This is a genomic window from Alteromonas sp. CI.11.F.A3, from assembly GCF_032925565.1.
GTDB lineage: Bacteria > Pseudomonadota > Gammaproteobacteria > Enterobacterales > Alteromonadaceae > Alteromonas.
Window position 1 is genome coordinate 2456389 of record NZ_CP136708.1, and the last position, 18215, is coordinate 2474603.

At 40.2% G+C, this 18215-nt stretch carries 25 protein-coding genes and 1 pseudogene; 2 read left to right on the top strand and 24 right to left on the bottom strand.

Features of this window, described 5'->3' with window-relative positions; all coding sequences use genetic code 11:
* Positions 1-348 precede the first annotated feature (348 nt).
* The 13 genes from R1T43_RS10530 to R1T43_RS10590 all read right to left on the bottom strand — a co-directional run bounded on the left by R1T43_RS10530 (position 349) and on the right by R1T43_RS10590 (position 7883).
* Positions 349-864: a hypothetical protein gene (locus R1T43_RS10530; RefSeq protein ID WP_057791713.1), complete on the bottom strand. Its 516-nt coding sequence runs from the start codon at positions 862-864 to the stop codon at positions 349-351.
* A gap of 87 nt (positions 865-951) precedes the next feature.
* On the bottom strand, positions 952-1278 hold the full coding sequence (locus R1T43_RS10535) for an antibiotic biosynthesis monooxygenase family protein (RefSeq protein WP_057791715.1): 327 nt from the start codon (positions 1276-1278) through the stop codon (positions 952-954).
* 96 nt (positions 1279-1374) lie between these two features.
* Positions 1375-1755 (bottom strand): VOC family protein, encoded by a 381-nt coding sequence (locus tag R1T43_RS10540; protein WP_317348681.1) that lies wholly within the window; start codon positions 1753-1755, stop codon positions 1375-1377.
* Between the two features lie 86 nt (positions 1756-1841).
* Positions 1842-2261, bottom strand: a complete 420-nt coding sequence (locus R1T43_RS10545; protein WP_317348683.1) for a hypothetical protein — start codon at positions 2259-2261, stop codon at positions 1842-1844.
* A gap of 92 nt (positions 2262-2353) precedes the next feature.
* Positions 2354-2554 (bottom strand): hypothetical protein, encoded by a 201-nt coding sequence (locus R1T43_RS10550; protein WP_317348684.1) that lies wholly within the window; start codon positions 2552-2554, stop codon positions 2354-2356.
* A 319-nt stretch (positions 2555-2873) separates the two neighbouring features.
* Entirely contained in the window at positions 2874-3227 is a 354-nt protein-coding gene (locus R1T43_RS10555; protein WP_211070906.1) for a hypothetical protein, read from the bottom strand.
* A 55-nt stretch (positions 3228-3282) separates the two neighbouring features.
* Positions 3283-3519: a hypothetical protein gene (locus R1T43_RS10560; RefSeq protein ID WP_317348686.1), complete on the bottom strand. Its 237-nt coding sequence runs from the start codon at positions 3517-3519 to the stop codon at positions 3283-3285.
* Positions 3520-3844: 325 nt separating this feature from the next.
* A complete protein-coding gene (locus R1T43_RS10565; RefSeq protein WP_057791723.1) occupies positions 3845-4096 on the bottom strand; it encodes a superinfection immunity protein in 252 nt (83 codons plus the stop codon).
* A gap of 338 nt (positions 4097-4434) precedes the next feature.
* Complete coding sequence (locus R1T43_RS10570) at positions 4435-4941, bottom strand: GNAT family N-acetyltransferase (RefSeq protein ID WP_317348688.1); 507 nt, start codon at positions 4939-4941, stop codon at positions 4435-4437.
* A 436-nt stretch (positions 4942-5377) separates the two neighbouring features.
* Entirely contained in the window at positions 5378-5959 is a 582-nt protein-coding gene (locus R1T43_RS10575) for a M23 family metallopeptidase (protein ID WP_211070903.1), read from the bottom strand.
* Between the two features lie 86 nt (positions 5960-6045).
* The gene (locus R1T43_RS10580) at positions 6046-6513 is read right to left on the bottom strand and encodes a DUF2314 domain-containing protein (protein WP_317348690.1); all 468 of its coding nucleotides are present in this window, start codon (positions 6511-6513) and stop codon (positions 6046-6048) included.
* Between the two features lie 87 nt (positions 6514-6600).
* Positions 6601-7326: a hypothetical protein gene (locus R1T43_RS10585; protein ID WP_317348692.1), complete on the bottom strand. Its 726-nt coding sequence runs from the start codon at positions 7324-7326 to the stop codon at positions 6601-6603.
* Positions 7327-7436: 110 nt separating this feature from the next.
* The gene (locus tag R1T43_RS10590) at positions 7437-7883 is read right to left on the bottom strand and encodes a GNAT family N-acetyltransferase (RefSeq protein WP_211070900.1); all 447 of its coding nucleotides are present in this window, start codon (positions 7881-7883) and stop codon (positions 7437-7439) included.
* A gap of 153 nt (positions 7884-8036) precedes the next feature.
* On the opposite strand from R1T43_RS10590, the pseudogene R1T43_RS10595 reads away from it, so the two are divergent.
* Positions 8037-9191, top strand: a pseudogene (locus R1T43_RS10595) (IS110 family transposase).
* Between the two features lie 63 nt (positions 9192-9254).
* Here R1T43_RS10595 and R1T43_RS10600 read toward each other — a convergent pair.
* The 10 genes from R1T43_RS10600 to R1T43_RS10645 all read right to left on the bottom strand — a co-directional run bounded on the left by R1T43_RS10600 (position 9255) and on the right by R1T43_RS10645 (position 16274).
* Complete coding sequence (locus R1T43_RS10600) at positions 9255-9422, bottom strand: hypothetical protein (protein WP_317348697.1); 168 nt, start codon at positions 9420-9422, stop codon at positions 9255-9257.
* 668 nt (positions 9423-10090) lie between these two features.
* Positions 10091-10435: a hypothetical protein gene (locus tag R1T43_RS10605; RefSeq protein WP_317348699.1), complete on the bottom strand. Its 345-nt coding sequence runs from the start codon at positions 10433-10435 to the stop codon at positions 10091-10093.
* 34 nt (positions 10436-10469) lie between these two features.
* Positions 10470-10823, bottom strand: a complete 354-nt coding sequence (locus R1T43_RS10610; protein WP_317348701.1) for a hypothetical protein — start codon at positions 10821-10823, stop codon at positions 10470-10472.
* Positions 10824-10949: 126 nt separating this feature from the next.
* Positions 10950-11288, bottom strand: a complete 339-nt coding sequence (locus R1T43_RS10615; RefSeq protein WP_317348703.1) for a hypothetical protein — start codon at positions 11286-11288, stop codon at positions 10950-10952.
* 123 nt (positions 11289-11411) lie between these two features.
* On the bottom strand, positions 11412-11921 hold the full coding sequence (locus tag R1T43_RS10620) for a hypothetical protein (protein ID WP_317348706.1): 510 nt from the start codon (positions 11919-11921) through the stop codon (positions 11412-11414).
* A gap of 116 nt (positions 11922-12037) precedes the next feature.
* Positions 12038-12529: a hypothetical protein gene (locus tag R1T43_RS10625; RefSeq protein ID WP_317348708.1), complete on the bottom strand. Its 492-nt coding sequence runs from the start codon at positions 12527-12529 to the stop codon at positions 12038-12040.
* A gap of 129 nt (positions 12530-12658) precedes the next feature.
* On the bottom strand, positions 12659-13066 hold the full coding sequence (locus R1T43_RS10630) for a hypothetical protein (RefSeq protein ID WP_317348709.1): 408 nt from the start codon (positions 13064-13066) through the stop codon (positions 12659-12661).
* A gap of 327 nt (positions 13067-13393) precedes the next feature.
* Entirely contained in the window at positions 13394-14794 is a 1401-nt protein-coding gene (locus tag R1T43_RS10635) for a DEAD/DEAH box helicase (RefSeq protein WP_317348711.1), read from the bottom strand.
* A 92-nt stretch (positions 14795-14886) separates the two neighbouring features.
* The gene (locus R1T43_RS10640; RefSeq protein WP_317348713.1) at positions 14887-15543 is read right to left on the bottom strand and encodes a CoA transferase subunit B; all 657 of its coding nucleotides are present in this window, start codon (positions 15541-15543) and stop codon (positions 14887-14889) included.
* Positions 15543-16274, bottom strand: a complete 732-nt coding sequence (locus R1T43_RS10645) for a CoA transferase subunit A (RefSeq protein ID WP_317348716.1) — start codon at positions 16272-16274, stop codon at positions 15543-15545. The genes R1T43_RS10640 and R1T43_RS10645 overlap by 1 nt, the downstream gene beginning before the upstream one ends.
* Before the next feature lie 217 nt (positions 16275-16491).
* Between R1T43_RS10645 and R1T43_RS10650 the strand changes: the two genes are divergently transcribed.
* Positions 16492-17379, top strand: coding sequence for a LysR family transcriptional regulator (locus R1T43_RS10650; protein ID WP_317348717.1), 888 nt, complete (start codon positions 16492-16494; stop codon positions 17377-17379).
* 27 nt (positions 17380-17406) lie between these two features.
* Here the strand turns inward: R1T43_RS10650 and R1T43_RS10655 are convergent, their stop codons facing one another.
* Positions 17407-18162 carry a hypothetical protein gene (locus R1T43_RS10655; RefSeq protein WP_317348718.1) on the bottom strand — a complete coding sequence of 252 codons (756 nt, stop codon included), beginning with the start codon at positions 18160-18162 and terminating at the stop codon, positions 17407-17409.
* Positions 18163-18215 lie beyond the last annotated feature (53 nt).

Sequence of the window (18215 nt, forward strand, 5' to 3'; positions counted from 1 at the left end):
GCGTTCAGTAAAGCTAAGGAAGATGGGATTAATAAAGTGGCAGAAAGTCCAAATAAAGGAACGACAACAAACATTAATACTAAGCCGACCGAACTTGCGGCAGACCCACTTGATACCGGAGTTATGATAAACATTGACCAGTACGAAACTACTAGAGCAGCCAGTGCGCATATTAAGCCTAAAATTTGGATGCTACGCATATATTCCTTAAAAATAACAATCTAATGAGGGCGGTAATATGTATGTTAAATAAAGTATCCATGCACCTTTGGATAATTCTAAATCTGATTTGGCTACATCAGTTACCACAACAATAGAACTGACTAAGCGCCATTATAACTAATTACTTCATTGCCAAAATGCGTGTTCAGAGCGGACTGAACATGAATTAACTGGTTGGGTTATATTTGTGCGATCAACTACCCAACAATCCTCATAAATTGAGCAATAACAGAGCTCTATTTCAATATTATCATCTATAGCTAATATATCCGAAACCGACTCACCTTTGTATTTTAGAGGTGTTATAGAGTGACCCGACGGCAAAGTAGTATTGTTTAAATGGGATTGAGATATATTTTTGAATTCTGGAAATTCTGACCATTTTTTTAGAAATTTCGTACCCGAATAAACTTTTGCGTACTTGATGAGCGCTGGGCCAGTTCCCTTATTGGCAACGCCATAACTAAAAGAATTAGTATTATGGCTTCTAGAAATTTCAATTTTAGGCCATACCGAAGCTTTAGCATAAGCGCGGTCAGTGTAAGCAGAGTAAATTGAAATGAAAGCGGTAAGCAGTCCAATAAACAGAGCTGTGAGTGCGATTATCATCTCTGGGTTTCTGTACCATTTTTCTCTTGCCATAAATTTAGCCCTTAAGACACTTATTACGAAGCCAGTTGGCAACAATGTTTACGATTTAGGCCGTGTCAGCCGTTGCTCAATTTATTGTTATACGTCAAAGACTCTACGATGTAAGTAATCAATTTCAACTTCCATTTCATACAAGGTTTTTGTTGATTCTAAATTAAGGCTTTCTCGCATTAATTGACGTTGCTGTTCATATGCAGCGCTCATTTCGATTTTAGCGGCTTGGCGATAGGTTTCTTCATCTGGCCATTGAGCGTAAGCGATAAAAGTATCGTTCTTATGCCTATGTAAACGAGAACCTAGGCTTCCTTTGAATAGGAAAATACCTTGCGTGGTTTTGGGCCATGCGGAAAGAAATTGCTCTTCATATCCAGTCTTTACTACGAACTCAAACATTACGACGAACATTACAATTCTTCCTTGATGTAAACGCCGTAATAGACGGCGAGAAATAATTTACTGATATTTAAAGTAAGCAAACTAACGAGTACTTTCAAGCGCGTGTTACTCGCGTATTTCTACTTTCCACGGCGGATTTAAGCGGTTTGCTCCCGCCCAGTAGAGTTTGATCTTATTACCAGAAGGGTCTTTTAGAATAGCCTCTTTCCAAAGGTAACTTTGCTCAATAGGGGGTTGTAAAAACTGAATACCTTTTTGAGATAAATTTTTGTGAAGCTCAACAAGGTGTTCGTGTTCAAAATAAATTACCGACTTATTTTCAAACACTTCAGTTTCAAGAGATAAAGAAAATGTAGCGTTTCCATCTGGGCAAGAAAATCTAGCATAGTGAGGAGTGTCGACAATTTGGGTGAAGCCAAGATTTAAGTAAAAACCAACAGCATCATCCATATTGCTTACTGGTAAAGTAACCTGATTGAGTTCCATTTATTGACCTACTTTAAAAACTGATTATGTGGCAAGTTTGCAGCTAGAAAGCTTAAACACCCGCTTATTATTAGTTTATTAATTTGTTATACGCTTTTTAGCCAACCATTTTGAGATGCTATTAAGACTACGGCATCACTAATTAATAGGTCTTTGTATTTGTTTTTGTTACCCACTGCCGGTCCAATAATTTCGAATTGCTTGTTTAATTTGCGGGTAAGTTCTTCGCTATGTAATTTTAAACTTTGATTGTCAGCAATGTTAATTACCAGTCGCCCTTGTTCGTCGAGCGCTAATAGAAAATCTGAAGAAGTCGCCCGTTTATTTTGAAAAGACGCTTTTTGCCATTCTAATGCGGTGGAAAAATGGAGTTCACCGTCATGTAGCCAGCTCTCTTCTGTTTCGCCACTTTCCCTGAACTGCTGACTTGCTATATTCGCTAAATCTTCAGGGGAAGGGGAACATGCATACAGGCTTAGTAACAATATTAAAAGTACTGGTTTCATAAATCATCCTTGTTAAACGTCAACATAAGCTTAAGCATTATTGAGCACAGCGACAATAGCGTATTGTTAATTGTCCAAGCGAATTTACGAGCTTAAATGGCCTTTTTGGTGTCAACGGCTACGTTCTGGTGATGAGCATCGCAGTAAGGCAAGAATTTTTCATTCAAAAATTTAATCACTTCCGGGTGGAAATTATTTTGAGGTTGAAAATGATTTCCGTTAGGAACAGCGATATGTTTAAAAGGATGGGGGAAGCCCATTGTTTTTAATCTCTCTATTACTTCTTCTGACATTTCTTGTGAAGGCCATATGTGATCTTTTTCACCGGAAACTAATAATATAGGTCGATTCAGGTACTAGAATCGAATGTCATTGGAATAATGAATACAAATCCAACTAACAAAGTTAATATGATGAGAACTATAAAACTAAAATATTTAACTATTTTCAACACCGTTTGCTTCCTTTCATTTTTTAACAGATGTTACTTTTTGAAGATGGTTACATTAGTATTTAAGATCAGCTAATCGTAGACGGCTAAGAGGCGAAGCAGCAAAAAGGCAGTCACAGACCTTAAGAGGAGAAAACCGCCGCAGGTTATATGCTTTAGTACTATTCATAACCGTCTTCAAAAAGATTCAACTTTTCGTTTATATAATCCATTATTTCATCGAATTTCATCTCATCAATTTTTCCAGCGACAACGTAGCAATTCAAAAAAGAAGACACATAATGGTACTTGTATTGGAGTTTTGAATTTTCATCATGAGAACAGTCTTCTTTAAATTGCTCATCATTTGCTTCTATCATTTCTTTTAACAACTGCCCATCATTCATGTTTTGAGCCTGAGAATAAAAAATAGGAGCGAGCATATACATATTCTCTCTAGGAACTTCATCGCTGCTATCTACAGATTCCAGGGCTTTAGATAAAGCGCTTTCTACTTTTTCAAGCCATTCTTTCATAGTACGCACTTCCAGTTGAGAGAAACATAGCTTCTAAATAAGTAATATTTTAAATCTACTTTTGTTGTGAATCACTTTGGTTTAAGTCGTTACATAATTGGCAGTCGATATTTTTCTTAAAATTATAAGCTCTTCGAGTGGCAAATATAGCTACTGAAATAAAAGACCACGTTATACCAAAAACGACAGAGTAAGAAAGCGTATGCCCTTTAATGTATTGAATACCTGAAAGTAACGCGAATACCAGGGGAAAAGCGATACTGTATTGAAATATCCATTTTTTAATTGGCATGTTGATCCCTAATCAGTTTTGTAGGGCAGCGCGTTTATTTTTCACCTTTTTTGTAACCTATAAAACCTATTACTAAAGCGACACATAAAATAGCTATATCTAAATAAAAGGGTGGATTTTGAGCAATTAACAGTGTGCCAACTGCAGTTAACATGAGACTTATCGGTGTATAGTTATTTTTTGATTTTTACATAATATTTATCCTTATATATTTTACGTCGATTGTAAATGCGAAAATTTTAAAGCCTGCTAACACCCCCATAGCGGGGCAAATTCGTGGGCGATAATAACGAGCGAAGCGAGTGGTTAATGCGCTTGTTACTTTTTAATTCTCACTACTGGCTTTATTTGCATATTTACCAATTGCTTTGCCCGTTGTAGCCCAAACCATTACTCCTCCCCATGCTATTAGAGAAAAGCCCGCGGGAATACAAGCAAGCAATATATATTTGAATTGTTTTCTATTAAAAGCCAAGGCAAGCAATGCTGGAAGGAACCAGAGGATTAATACCCCAACAAGTAAAAAGCCTATAAATGCGTAGTTGTCACTTGCCAAAATACTATCGATGTATTCCATTTTATTCGCCCTTAATATTAACTACTGATTTGATGAAACTGACAATGAAATTTGATTGTCAAAGGTAGTAGTCTTGAATCTAAGAAATTTATTACAGAACCAATCAAAATATTTTCGACACAAAGGAGCAATTGAAACATAACCCCACCAAAAAATGGCAAATATATGTGGGCAAAAATCAGGAGCTAAGAGATACAGCCTATGTATTAGCGACACAGCCCACGAGGTGAGCAAGTTCATTTTTTGGAGGGTGTATTCCTTAACTCATGGGTGCCTACAAGCGCGTCGCCCTGAGTGTATGCGTCCTAGCGAACGAAGTAAGTGAGATTATTGAGTTGTTAGGTGTGCTCATGAATAAACCTAAGTACCGTTTCCGAACTATCCTCTAAATCTATAGTTGAATGTAGTATTGCGCCAGAAGATTCTATGAGCTTTGTAGAGCTGATATTGCTTTTGTAGCAGTGAATATGCACCGCTAAAATACCCATTTTATTCGCTTGCTCAATGGTTTGAGATAGCAAACGTTTTCCAACGCCTTTGCCGCGATAACTCGGCCTTACACCTAACCCGATATGTCCGCCAGCATGTTGTAATGAGTCGTTTAATGTGTGCCGTAAATGGGAGCAGCCAATAATTTCTTGGTTTTCTATGAGCCAGAAAGTGGTATTGGGCACCATGTGACAGGGTAAGTTGATACCCTCTGAATAATCGCTTAGCAACTGAACAAAAGCAGGAAAGTTCGAGCAATCTAAATCCATTGGGTAGGGATAACGTTCTTCGCTACCCAATTCTTTGATGTAGTTTAAATAGCTATCTTCAAGTTCAACTAAAGGATTGATAAGCATTAAATATCCTAGAAGCACCTAACTTTTAAATGAGGGGCGCTTTCATTGTAAAAACAACAACTGCACGTAATCCGCGTCCGACTTGATTTGCTTTGTTAGGTGCTCACGGACCATGAATATACAAACTCGCCATTAAAAAAGCACCCCACGAAAAAAAGCAAATAATGAGACCAACTGATATATAAGATTTCATGCTTCCTAACGTTGCAACAACAATTGACCTGACAACGGAAAAAAACCAGCCCAAAACTAGGAATGGTAAAATCCATAATGAAAGAATTCCAAGTCCGAAATACCATGAACCATACGTACCAATGATAACTGCAGTAAATGGAACAAACCAAATAATCCAGTACACCACACAATAGAATGCTGCACCCATATAAATATACGGTAGAAACTTTAAACTAGTGACACCTAACAATTTATTATGCACTTACTCGCGATCAAGCAGCGCCAACGTACTTTGATCAAACTGTATTTGAATAGGTTTGCCTTCTTTATCCCACGCACCAATGTGAATATGGGGGTTTCGGCTGTATCCATTATTACCGACTTTAGCAACGACAGTGCCACGCTTAACTATTTCGCCTTCTTTTACATCTATCTCTCGTATATGGGCTAGTATTACTGACAATCCATCCTTAGTTTTGAAGGTTATTGAGCTTGCTCTTCCCGGGGTCATAACGCCTGGTTGATTCGTAATTGGATTTAAGTGGATCTTCGTGACTGTGCAATCGCATGGTGCTAGCACATTCTTTTTAAAACCAAACCAATCTTCATTTTCAAAACCGCTGTTTATGAAGGATCTTTGAAATAGCCTTTTATCATCTTCATACCACCCCCCAATAACGCAGTCTGTTCCTAGTGCATCGCCAGCATACTTAAACTGACCATCCCAATGCTCCGTACATGCGAATGTTTCTTTATGGATAGCGTGAATTTCTATAGGTTTTTTCGCATGTAATTTGAAAGGAATCAAAATCACAAGCATAAGTAACTTAGCTTTGATATTCATTTGTCTCATCCTTAAGTGCATAATACCCCTTTAAGCGGTAAAAACCGCTCTTGTTTTTATCCGTCTTCAATGGTTTGTTATGAACTCTACAATTCACAAGTAAACCCGTTGCTTTTAATATATTCATCTTCTGAGGTGGAACAAATCAAAAATGCACCAAGAGACTCACCGCTTTTCTTCTCAGTCAGCTGCCAGTCATAGATGTCTGATGCTTGAAACCCTATGGTCTCTCCACTTTTAGTATCCTCCAAGAGCCGCGGGTTGCTGATAATTACGCCTATATAGAAATCTTTATATTTCTGTACGTCCCCCAACCACAAATATTCAACAGTTTCTCCCTCTGTAAATTTGAGATAAGCGCCATAATAATCATATTTAGAATTCTCAGAACCTCTACCCTCTAAAGCATCTAAAAATAAGCCTCTATGCTGCTTGGCCTTCGCAAAAGCATTAACGACAACTTGATCACCTCTTTCCTTGAGGAAAAACTCATCATTAGAACCCAATATCGGTGTGCATATTAATAAAAGCGGAAATACTGCAAGTCCTTTCACTATATACCTCATGATTCATAACGCCGCCAGCAGGGACAGACAAAGCGCGCAGCGGTTTGGCTGTCCCTCTGGCTGGCTTTGTTATGGTTACGATGTCTTATATACATACCAATTTCCAACGATATGCTCAATATAGATATAGTTATCGTCTGACATTATTGGCACTTCAGTTCCAGTTGGCACAAACAAATAACCAACTGAATTATCCAAGATTCCGCCTATATTGACGTCAACGATGCCACTAGTTGATTCGTATCCTACAAAATTAAAATTTAGATGTTTGGCTGATTCAGTGGCCTTTTCCTGACTTGTTTTAGCCTCCAACGCTATCGTATTTAGGCTATCAATATTCTTATGTAGAAACTCTTTAAGCTCGGAATCCAATTGCAAAGTAAGTAGCATATTCTGATATTGGTGCTCCTCTTCTTTTGTTCGATTAGCTTTGCTTTGAACCTCTTGCAAAGCCATAAAGAACAAACCTGGTAATGCTAGATTTCTGACGGCTGAAATTTTCCATCTGTTTTGGTCATATACTAAATAGATATACCAGTCTTGAGATCTACCGTCCTTTGAGAGCAATACAGCATAAATCTCCCTTTTCGGATTTTTTTCAAGCGCCCTCAGGCTAACCTCGATACCTTTGGGCAAACTCTCGCCCAAAGTAGGTTTATCTAGATAATGCTCCAACATTTCACCGGCATACACTTCTCTTTTATTTTTAATTCCATCTTGGCCAAAAAACTGTTTTACGAGACTAGACTCGTCTGCTAACGCAACCAAAGGTAAAAACAATAGAACGATTAGAATTCGCACCAAACTTCCTTAGTATCCATAACACCCCAAGAAGGGGCAATAACATGTGGGCTAAAATTCGGAACGAAGTGACGGGAGCCCACGTGTTATTGTCCCGCTTACTTGGTTTGTTATACCTTTGATACTAGACTTTTTACAAACCTAATTTTGCTGTTGTTTTCACTGCCTTGATCTTCGTAACCACAAATCTTGTAACCACTTGATATAAGTAGTTGGAGCATATCAGGATATCGATTCATGGATTTGACGCTTATAGAGCAATAGTGATTATTGGCAGCCCATAACTCTTGAGCTTTCCTCAATTTTGTCGCTACTCCTTTTTTTCTGTAATCAGGAGCAACTCCGCCCATCCAACTATAAAATTCAGTTGGAGATACCGCATACCCGACTTTGTAGGCAATAGGCTCAGAGCTAGAACACGCAACTAGAATTAGATAATCTTTACCATCTAATCGAGCTTTAAATTTATCTTGAGTAACTTCTCGATCAAATTCTGGTATTTTGAGATTTACCTGCATTAACTCTCCCAAGGTCCCTGTTCTAATAATAAAACTCATATAAAACATCCAAAATTAGAGTTGGGGTATAGACACAATGACTCCCTGAGAAATGCTAGCCTCCGCATTTTCGTGGGTTAACTTTTCAGCCACCGGAGCGCCGGCCGGAGTCCATTATTAGTTTGCTTAAGACTAAATCATTTGGAGGCTAGCATGAACAAACATAGCATAGTTTTTTTAGGATTAGATACTCACAAAGAATTTCATGAAGTGGCTTATTGTGAAGAGCAGCGTGGAGTAAGTGCGGTGCACTATGGCCGCATTCCTTCTTCAAAAGTCAGCGTCAAAAAGCTTATCCGTCAGTTTGAATCTAAATATCCTGGTGCAACACTTCACGTCGTATATGAAGCTGGGCCTTGTGGATATTGGATCTACCGACTTATCACGAGTTTAGGGCATTGTTGCTATGTTGTAGCGCCGTCCCTTATACCCAAAAAGCCTGGTGACCATATTAAGACTGATAGGCGCGATGCGTTAAAGCTGGTGAAGTTGTTAAAATCGGAAGATCTCACGCCCATTTATGTGCCTGAGCCAGAAGATGAAGCGGTAAGAGATTTATCCCGCGCTCGAGAGCTTGCGATGAAAGATTTAAAAGAAGCCAAATACCAACTCAAAGCGCTGCTGCTGAGAAACAATATTCGGTATGAAGGAACTGCTAACTGGTCGAAGAAACATCTGCGGTGGCTGACTGAACTGATATTACCTCATCCGGCGCAGTAAATCGTATTGCAGGAACAGTTGCAGACTATTGAAGAGCGGATCCGCCGCTTAGAAAGGCTGGATAATGAGCTAACCCATCATGTACACCAGTGGCGTTATTATCCTGTCGTTAAAGCGATCCAAGCCATGCGTGGTGTGAGGCTGCTAGTGGCGGTTGGGGTTGTTGCGGAACTTGGTGATTTACACCGATTCGACCACCCGAGGAAGCTTATGGCTTATTTAGGCTTAGTACCCAGCGAACATTCCTCTGGTGGAAAACGTCATTTGGGCGCTATTACGAAGTCTGGTAACGGCAGAGCTAGACGCTTGTTAATTGAGGGGGCGCACAGCTATCGATATCCAGCAAATGTATCGACTAATATTCAAATTCGCCAAGAAGGGCTACCCAAAGACATCGTCGATATTGCGTGGAAAGCACAGCTTCGTCTGTGCAAACGCTACCAGCGAATGAGTAAAAAAGGTAAGCATTACAATCTCATTATCACCGCAATAGCCAGAGAGATGGCAGCCTACATATGGGCTATCGCTAAAGAAGTGGTGCTTACGCCAGTTAATCAAAAATTGAGATTGAGCAGAGTACCTGCATGATAAAAGAGTTTGAGCTAATGCATTCGGATCAGGTCGCGGAATGTGGCACAACCTACGAGGGCGTTATGACGGCAATAACTTAACGGTTATTGATCCACGAACATAGACTGATGAGAAAGGCTGAGCGGTCACCGGGACACGGCGGAGTGAGTAAGGTAGGCGCTGTTCATTGAAAGATGAATAATCCATTAATACCACTGGGGCGACACTCGCCATGACAACCGACGACATTACTGCCTCATCCGGTGCGTTAGCTCATTTAATATGAGTAAGAACACAGCTAATTATGGACCGAAAAAATGTCAGGGAGACATTCGGTTTTTATTGACAAGGGGAGTCATACCAACACCCCAACTTTGGGGCACAAATACATGGGCTAAGATTACTCGCGAAGCGAGGGAGCCCATGTGTTTGTGTCCCAGCGAACGCAGTGAGCGCCAACAGTTGTTTGTTAGCTACACAACCCCAAATAACCTACGAATTTTAAGGCCAAACATAAACACCATTATTGATATAGTATGATTTGAGATTAGGCAGTGATCTCTTTGCTAATAACTCAGGCACAGATCCAAAACGATGTTGGTATAGCTTAACAGCTGATAATCGTTTCCAGCGATACAAAATAAATGAAGACTTTCGATTTTTTCGTAGCTGATTTTCTCTTGTCGCAAGTCGTTTTATCAAAGTTTGAAACATTGATTTATTGAGAGTAAACCAATTTCTTTCTTTAAGAAATGGACTACCTAGCTCTAATGAATATTTCCTTTTAATTTGTACTCTTCCTTCGTGGAGCTAACGCTAAGCTTTGGGGCGCTAGCACGTGGGCTAAAATCCGAACGAAGTGAGTCAGCCCACGTGTTAGCGTCCCAGCGACCGAAGGGAGTGCCAACAGCGTTTTGTTAGGCTTTATCCAGCTCAATTCTGGATCTTAGTTTACTTACATCTTTAGCTATTTGGTCCATAACCGATTGCATTAATTCACCAGTTTCTTCTGCAAAGCTATCGTAGACTTTTCTTAATTGCTCATTTTCAACTGGAGTTATATCTTCTGGTGATAGAACCTCCTGCATATCGGCTTCTTTCATAAAACCAGACGCTTTTTTACGTAGTTTAGTGAAAATTTCTTCTAACTCGTTTGATATATATAGCTGCTGTTTTATCATTAACTTTCTTAATGATATATATGTAGAATAATAGACAATTCCCCAACCTTCATGAACCTCTGTTGAGAATTCTTCTTCCATTTCTTCAATGTACTTATTTTTAGTATCGAGGAGCTCAAGATATACAGAAACCCCTTTTATCAAAAAATTTTTGATAGAAATCCTGAGAAATACCGCTGAATTGTTCTTGAGCTCTCTTTATAGTCTCTAATTCATGTTTTGTTTTTTCTAAAGCTTCTGTGTTCCTTGCTTTTAATGACTCTATACTTTGTGTCGATTTCGACTTTAACACTTCTAAATCTTGATTAAACCCAGCTTTTAGCGACTCTAAATCTCTGTTGATTTTTGCAGATGTTTGTTTGGCTAACCTATCAGTCCATACCTTACTAAGAAATTTAGCTAGAGCTGCTACTATGACGGCGGCCCCACCAAATGAGCCCATTACTGTGCCTAGTATTTCCAAATTCATGCTTAAATTCCTTTGAAGCCTAACGCTAAGCTTTGGGGCGCTAGCACGTGGGTTAAAATCCGAGCGAAGCGAGTCAGCCCACATGTTAGCGTCCCAGCGACCGAAGGGAGTGCCAACAGCGTTTTGTTAGGCATTGGGCTCAAACTTTGCCTTTGCGGCCAAAATAAAACAACACAGACTAGCAAACGTACCTAAGTAATAGGGGTAATCATTGTACAAATGAATATCATCATATACGGCATTGTCTATTATTGCAGTACCAACAGCTATTGAGACTATTGGGATAAAAATAGATAAGAAAGTAAAACAAAACCCCAGTGAAAGGTACTTGTATACCTGATGACCAGTAAGCTTTGCGCTTTTACGAAAGCTGAAAAATAAGTAACCAAAGGTTAGTAAAACTAACAGCTCAAAAATACCAGAAAGCATACCTTCTGTTCCTAGAAGCTCTAAAAAAAAGTCCATTGTTTACAATTACCTTGAAATGCCTAACTTTTAAATAAGGGGCGCAGACATGTGGGGCATAATGGCGTAGCCGCCCCGCGTGTTTGCGTCCCAGCGAACGCAGTGAGTGACTTAATTTTTTTGTTAGCTGCCACTTAAACCTACTGATTTCAGATAAACATACAAATATGGAATTAGTATTATCAAGATAACAACTACTGTACCAATGTAAAAAAAATGAGCCTCTTTTTCTATTTGGTCAAAATCATAGGTTTGCTCAATACTTTCTAATTCGGATGGATCAACTCCATCTTCTATCGCTCTCTCATTTATCTCTGATATTTTTTCGAACAATTTCTCATGCTCAGCTATTGCTGTTTTATGAATATCTGATTTGAATTTTTTATAATCAAGATAATGTCTATGAGCATGGTATGACCACGCAAGGGTGTATATAAAACAGAGCGAGCTAATCGTTGCGGAAAACTCAAATTGCACAACACTAAAAGCTATTAGAAATATCAAAATACCACAAAGACAATCTAAAATTTCACCTGCCGGTTGATACGGACGTCTTAAGCGATTTTTGTCAAAAAGACCAAAACAGCAACTCAACAAAAAAACGCAACAATAAAAATAACCCCAAACAGGCACTCGGTCTCTCCTTGGCAGCTAACTTTTAAATAAGGGGCGCAGACGCGTGGGGTATGATGCGAAGCAGCCCACGTGTATGCGTCCCAGCGAACGAAGTGAGTGACTTGATTTTTTTGTTATGCGATTTTTAATAACACCCTCGTTCTTTCAATGTTGGATGTATTTACTTTGCCATCTAAGGACTCTCGAAGCGACATTTTTTCTTGTGCGTCTAGTACTGATTCCGAACTCAATAATGCTGTTGAGGTGCCAAGAGTTGAATACCACTCTTCAGAGAATGTTGAGATAAATTGAGATATGGCCAATGCACAAACCTCTACAGAGCTTGGTTCTTCCGTGTATTCAAATTTAGCTGCTGCATTGAGTTCCCGCTCGATAGGACCAAACAACGCAATAAATTCCAAACTAGAGTTTAAAGGTCTAACACATGTATGAATTCTAAAAAAAGGACCAAAAGTGTACTTGTGTATATGAATGAATTGGACCAAATGTTCTCGCTCTCTGACCCAAAACGTTGGCTTGGTTCGCTTAAAGCCAAGTGGCTTGATTTGGTTTGTAAGCCTTCTTAAGACTTTATCTGCATTGGAACGTTCTAATTTTTTATCCATGTTCCACCAATCGCATAACTTTTAAATAAGGGGCGCAGGCACGTAGGGCATAATGGCGAAGCCGCCCTGCGTGTATGCGTCCCAGCGAACGGAGTGAGTAACTTAATTTTTTTGTTATGTGACGTTACCCTAAATAAGAGCATGCTTTTTGTACTTTTTAACAAACACTTTTGCTTCTGCCAACGTTAAAGGGTAAGAAACGCTGCAATAGCTATTTTTGATAGGCCTGATTTTTTGAAAATAGAAACCATGTTGGACGAGGTATGCCACCTTTTTCCATTGTGCGATATCCGACTTTTTTGGTGCTTTGAAATGCCGGCCCAAACTATAAGTAACACCACCACAAGAAACACACTGGCCGTGCAATGGATAATCGCATGGAGCACCAGGAAAGCTGCGTTGAAAAGAGGTTTTGCAGTCGAGGCACGCATACGCCATAGAATACTTGCCACTTGAAAAGGAAGCTTTGTCTGGTTTTATTGGCTTAGCCCTGTAACCAGAATCCCATCTAAGCGCTTTTTTAGTATTTCTATCCATGAATATCCTGAGTCACATAACAATTTACTAGACCCCAAATCGGTCTGTCTGAACACACCAAACTGGTTTTTTTAATTTTATCCATATCGTCAGATTACTCTCTAACTTCTCTAATTAAAACAATAAATCAGCATGGTGTTTTTTGCTCATGAATTAAAAATACCAAACTGGTGTGTTAGGGGCGAGTGGTGTACTTTGCTCAAATGCTGCAACGGCTAACTAATAAATTGATGGGCTATCTATAAACAAAAAGCAAAAAAGGAGCCCTTAGGCTCCTTTGTAATAATACAAATCTTTAACCGAAGAATTATCCGGCTCAAACTATACTTAGCTATTTTTATCGCTATTATTTAAATCTGTATCCACGCTGTCATCTGCATTAACGCCAGATTCAAATTCGGTATCGTCTTCAGGTTCAAGCTCTACTTTTCTGGGCTTGCGTTTCACCGGTGCCATACCAATTTCAGTACCTGCCATGGTGTCTACGCGGCGTACTTTCTTCGCAACAGCAGCTTCTGCACCATCTTGCTTACTGGCTTTATTTTTCTGCGTATCTTGTTTAGGCGTAGGGGCTTTAACCCCTTTAAATTTAGCGGGTAGTGCCTCGTGAGCCTCGCACTCCAGTTCATACTGTAAATGTGCCTTAAGCACTATAAAGCTCTTCCAATCGCGAGGGCCAACAAATGAAGCGGCTTCGCCTTTTTGCCCAGCACGGCCAGTTCTACCAATACGGTGAATGTATTCATCGGCATTTTTCGGTAAATCAAAATTAATAACCAAACCAACTTTAGATAAATCTAAGCCTCTTGATGCCACATCGGTAGTCACTAATACAGAATGCTGTCCGCGGGCGAACTCACTCATAATTGCAGCGCGTTGATTTTGTGGTAAATCACCTCGTAAGGCGATGGCCTCAAGCTTGTCTTTGTTTAACATGGTGGTTAAACGGTCGGTATCTTCACGGGTTGCGGTAAATACAATTGCTTGATTATAAGTACGATTAGAAATTTCGTGATGAAGCAGGGCGTCTTTATGCTCGATATTATCGGCAAAGAAACATTGTTGTTGAATATCGCCATGATGTGCCGTTGAATCACCTACCGATACGCGAACAGCAGCTTTCGTTAAACGCGCTGTCATGTAATTCAGTTCAATGCTATCTAATGTGGCAGAAAACAGCATTGTTTGGCGTTTACGGTGGTTTGCAAACTCATTAATCATGTTTAGCTGTTCTGAAAAGCCTAAATCAAGCATGCGATCGGCTTCATCAAAAATAAGCAGCTCTAGGCCATTTAAAAATACACTTTTGTCTTTCAAATGATCGGCCACTCGGCCAGCAGTGCCCACAATAATATGTGGGTTTCGGCGTAACGCTTTCACCTGATCATTATAGTTTTCGCCGCCCACAACCAACGTGCAAGACAGGTTCAATCCCGTACACATGGTTTTGGCTTCTATGAAAACTTGCTTCGCTAATTCGCGAGTAGGTGCAAGGATAAGCGCGCGAGGGTCTTGTCGACTTAACGCCTTTTGCGACATCATTCTATTTATGGCCGGAATTAAAAATGCGAGTGTCTTACCCGATCCCGTTTTAGATGAGGCAATAATATCTTTACCCTGAATAGCAGGAAGCATACTTTTTTCCTGAATTTCAGTAAGCTCGGTAAAGTTTCTACTTTCGAGTTTGGTAATGATTTTGTGATGAACGGGTAAGTCAGTAACTAGCAAGATTCGGCCTCATGAATAATATCATCGCGTATTATCCCTTAAAGGCCGATATTATGAAAGCTTGCTATGCGTTTACCTTGTCGAAAATGCAGTTATACCTGCATTTCGGTCACATTTTCCGAAACAATCAATTTGCCGCCGGTTTTTGCTTGTATATCTTCAACCGTTACACCCGGAGCACGTTCTTTAAGTAAAAAGGCGCCATCAACCACTTCTAATACAGCAAGATCGGTAATAATTCGGGTTATGCAATTTACACCCGTTAGCGGTAAGGTGCATTCATTGAGGAGTTTTGGGTTACCATGTTTATCGGTGTGGGTCATGGTCACAATAATGTTTTTAGCGCCTGCTACTAAGTCCATAGCGCCCCCCATACCTTTTACGAGCTTTCCGGGTATCATCCACGACGCAATATTACCGTTTACGTCTACTTCAAACGCACCTAGCACGGTAAAATCAACGTGACCGCCACGGATCATGGCGAAGCTTTCCGCAGAGTTAAAAATTGAAGCTCCGGTAATGGCGGTAACGGTTTCTTTACCCGCGTTAATCATATCTGCGTCTAGCTCATCTTCCTGAGGGTAGGGGCCCATGCCCAGCAAGCCATTTTCAGATTGCAGCATTACACTAATGCCTTCAGGCACAAAACTAGCGGCTAACGTAGGAATACCTATTCCCAAATTAACATAATCGCCATCTTTGAATTCTTGAGCCACACGCATTGCTATTTGATCTCGTGATAATGCCATTATTGTGACTCCTTTGCTGTGGTGTTACTTGCCGTTTTTGCGACAACCTTACGCTCTATGCGTTTTTCAAATTCCCCTTTTATGACTCTATTTACATAAATGCCAGGGGTATGAATTTCGCTAGGGTTTAGCTCACCTGGTTCAACAATCTCTTCTGCTTCTACCACTGTAATGGTGCCAGCAGTGGCGGCCATAGGGTTAAAGTTTTGTGCAGTATGACGATAAACACAGTTTCCGTATCGGTCGGCCTTCCATGCTTTCACTATGGCAAAGTCGCCCTTAATAGCTTCTTCTAAGATATAAGGGCGGTCATTAAACGTTTTCACTTCCTTACCTTCGCCTACAGGCGTGCCATAGCCAGTAGCAGTATAAAAAGCGGGAATACCTGCACCACCAGCACGCATCTTCTCGGCTAGCGTGCCTTGCGGTGTAAGTTCAACTTCAAGCTCGCCATTTAATAATTGCTTTTCAAACAGGGCGTTTTCACCTACGTAAGAAGACACCATTTTCTTAATTTGCTTGTCTTCCAGCAAGATGCCTAGTCCAAAACCATCTACACCACAATTATTAGAAACCACAGTAAGGCCTTTAGTGCCCATGGTTTTAACTTGAGCAATGAGTCCTTCTGGTATGCCGCATAGCCCAAAACCACCAGCAATAACTGTCATACCATCGGTCAGCCCGTCCATGGCTTCTTGATAGGTAGTGACGACTTTGTCAAATCCCGACATGGTACTTCCCCTTAAATTAGCATTGATAAAATGTGTTAAGTAAAAGTATCAACAATGTTATCAATTATGTAAAATTGAATTAATCACTCAATTAATAAGTTTTATTTATTAATTGAATGATTAGCGATGGTTATTAATTTTTCGAATTAAGGGCAAGTCAACGTGTTGGCTATTTTGTCGGTTAGCATTTCAAACATAGGGTGTGGGTCTTAGTTGAATGAATATTTCATATAGAAATTTGCAGGCTTTTATTCACGTAGCGCAATCAAGCACGTTTGCTGAGGCGGCTATTAAGCTTCACCTTACCCAGCCGGCACTTTCTTCTGCAATAAAGAAAATGGAAGAACAGCTTGGCGGGAAATTGTTTAGTCGTAGCACCAGGCATGTGGCGTTAACCAAAGAAGGTGAAGCCTTATTACCCAACGCCATTAGAATAATGCGTGACTGGGACGACACTTTTGGTGATATACAGAACCTTTTCGCCATGGCAAAAGGGCGCCTAACCATTGCGGCTATGCCTTCCTTTGCAGAATCACATTTACCGCATTTACTTAAACGGTATCACCAACTTGCGCCTAATATTAACCTTCGAATTTTAGATGTGGTGATGGAGAACGTAATTTATGAAGTTTCTGAGGGCAGAGCCGAGATGGGCTTCACCTTCGAACCGCAGCAAAATGAGGGGCTTATATTTACACCTCTTTTCGACGATTGTTTTGTAGTGGTGGTACACCCCCAGCATGAATTAGCAAAAGCCAAAACGGTTAGCTGGGAAGCATGTATCGAACACCCTATGGTAATGATGAATAGGGGCTCTGCAGTAAGAATGTGGACTCAACAGAAAATAAGTACTGTGGGTGATGCGGTGATTGTTGCCGAAACGGGCCAGTTAGGTACCCTTGGTCAGCTAATTAAACAGGGATTAGGCATCGCTATTATGCCATCGCTGTGTATTGCATCAATGGAAAGCATTGGCCTAACCGTGCTTAATATGAAAGACGATCCCTTAGTGAAAAGGGTAGGTATGGTGAAAAACGCCAAGCGCGATATGTCAGTGGCTGGGCAAGCACTTTGGACTGAAGTGTTACACCACTACCAAAGGTAGCGTATCAAATACTTGTGAACTAGCGCATTACCATTTCTTCTTAGGCGCAAACAACTCGTCTAATTCATCACGCTCTTCTTCTTGTTTCTTCGCTCTATCTTGAGCGTTAACACTCTTAAGGTTGTTCTGAATTTCAGACAGCCATTCGTGCAACGTGGCCAAGCGAGACTGTGTATACTCATCTTGCTGATTTTGATTTTCTAGCGCGGTCTTTGCTTTTTCGTAATACTGACGAGCTGAGCCTAACATATTCGACTGCTGTGCCGCTCTGCCGCGTTTAATTAGCGTTTCAACATTAACCTTAATTTGTAAGCGTTCTAATTGCTTGTCTTCATCATAAAACACTTTGCTTTCTACTTTGCCTTTACTGTGTTCTGAACGAAGTAGAATACGAAGCTTCTTAACAGCCTGAATGTATTGAATAATAAGTTTGTCGTTATCGGGTAAAACGAATTCGTTTGCGCTGACGGCATCAGGGCTTTTGGACGCGGATTTTTGCTCTGCATTGGCAAGTTTTTGTTTGGTTTCTGGCGTACCACCAAGCTCATTAACGGTTTTAAGCGCACCTAACACTCGGTTGTCCATGATTTGTAGCATGCGGCCCGAAATAGGCATGTTTGAGCAAGCTAGAATAACATTCTCTGTTTCATCAACAACAGCGCGTTGTTTAGCCAGATCTGCCCGACGTTCCGAGTCAGCCTTAGCGCGATGTTGCTGCATAGCATTTATAAAGATTGCTGCTATCAGTAATACAACAATCAGAATTATTATTATCATGTACATGCGCGTATTTCCGTTTATTACTTAATTCGAATTATATGTTGGCTTTCACTGCC

Bases quoted from the DNA above. Each gene is read 5' to 3' on its own strand.
- R1T43_RS10605 (WP_317348699.1), bottom strand. From the start codon at position 10,435: ATGGAAGAAGAATTCTCAACAGAGGTTCATGAAGGTTGGGGAATTGTC.
- R1T43_RS10530 (WP_057791713.1), bottom strand. From the start codon at position 864: ATGGCAAGAGAAAAATGGTACAGAAACCCAGAGATGATAATCGCACTC.
- R1T43_RS10640 (WP_317348713.1), bottom strand. From the start codon at position 15,543: ATGGCATTATCACGAGATCAAATAGCAATGCGTGTGGCTCAAGAATTC.
- R1T43_RS10555 (WP_211070906.1), bottom strand. From the start codon at position 3,227: ATGAAAGAATGGCTTGAAAAAGTAGAAAGCGCTTTATCTAAAGCCCTG.
- R1T43_RS10645 (WP_317348716.1), bottom strand. From the start codon at position 16,274: ATGTCGGGATTTGACAAAGTCGTCACTACCTATCAAGAAGCCATGGAC.
- R1T43_RS10590 (WP_211070900.1), bottom strand. From the start codon at position 7,883: ATGAGTTTTATTATTAGAACAGGGACCTTGGGAGAGTTAATGCAGGTA.
- R1T43_RS10550 (WP_317348684.1), bottom strand. From the start codon at position 2,554: ATGTCAGAAGAAGTAATAGAGAGATTAAAAACAATGGGCTTCCCCCAT.
- R1T43_RS10655 (WP_317348718.1), bottom strand. From the start codon at position 18,162: ATGTACATGATAATAATAATTCTGATTGTTGTATTACTGATAGCAGCA.
- R1T43_RS10625 (WP_317348708.1), bottom strand. From the start codon at position 12,529: ATGGATAAAAAATTAGAACGTTCCAATGCAGATAAAGTCTTAAGAAGG.
- R1T43_RS10575 (WP_211070903.1), bottom strand. From the start codon at position 5,959: ATGAATATCAAAGCTAAGTTACTTATGCTTGTGATTTTGATTCCTTTC.
- R1T43_RS10540 (WP_317348681.1), bottom strand. From the start codon at position 1,755: ATGGAACTCAATCAGGTTACTTTACCAGTAAGCAATATGGATGATGCT.
- R1T43_RS10615 (WP_317348703.1), bottom strand. From the start codon at position 11,288: ATGGACTTTTTTTTAGAGCTTCTAGGAACAGAAGGTATGCTTTCTGGT.
- R1T43_RS10630 (WP_317348709.1), bottom strand. From the start codon at position 13,066: ATGGATAGAAATACTAAAAAAGCGCTTAGATGGGATTCTGGTTACAGG.
- R1T43_RS10570 (WP_317348688.1), bottom strand. From the start codon at position 4,941: ATGCTTATCAATCCTTTAGTTGAACTTGAAGATAGCTATTTAAACTAC.
- R1T43_RS10545 (WP_317348683.1), bottom strand. From the start codon at position 2,261: ATGAAACCAGTACTTTTAATATTGTTACTAAGCCTGTATGCATGTTCC.
- R1T43_RS10565 (WP_057791723.1), bottom strand. From the start codon at position 4,096: ATGGAATACATCGATAGTATTTTGGCAAGTGACAACTACGCATTTATA.
- R1T43_RS10560 (WP_317348686.1), bottom strand. From the start codon at position 3,519: ATGCCAATTAAAAAATGGATATTTCAATACAGTATCGCTTTTCCCCTG.
- R1T43_RS10600 (WP_317348697.1), bottom strand. From the start codon at position 9,422: ATGTCGTCGGTTGTCATGGCGAGTGTCGCCCCAGTGGTATTAATGGAT.
- R1T43_RS10610 (WP_317348701.1), bottom strand. From the start codon at position 10,823: ATGAATTTGGAAATACTAGGCACAGTAATGGGCTCATTTGGTGGGGCC.
- R1T43_RS10535 (WP_057791715.1), bottom strand. From the start codon at position 1,278: ATGTTCGTCGTAATGTTTGAGTTCGTAGTAAAGACTGGATATGAAGAG.
- R1T43_RS10650 (WP_317348717.1), top strand. From the start codon at position 16,492: ATGAATATTTCATATAGAAATTTGCAGGCTTTTATTCACGTAGCGCAA.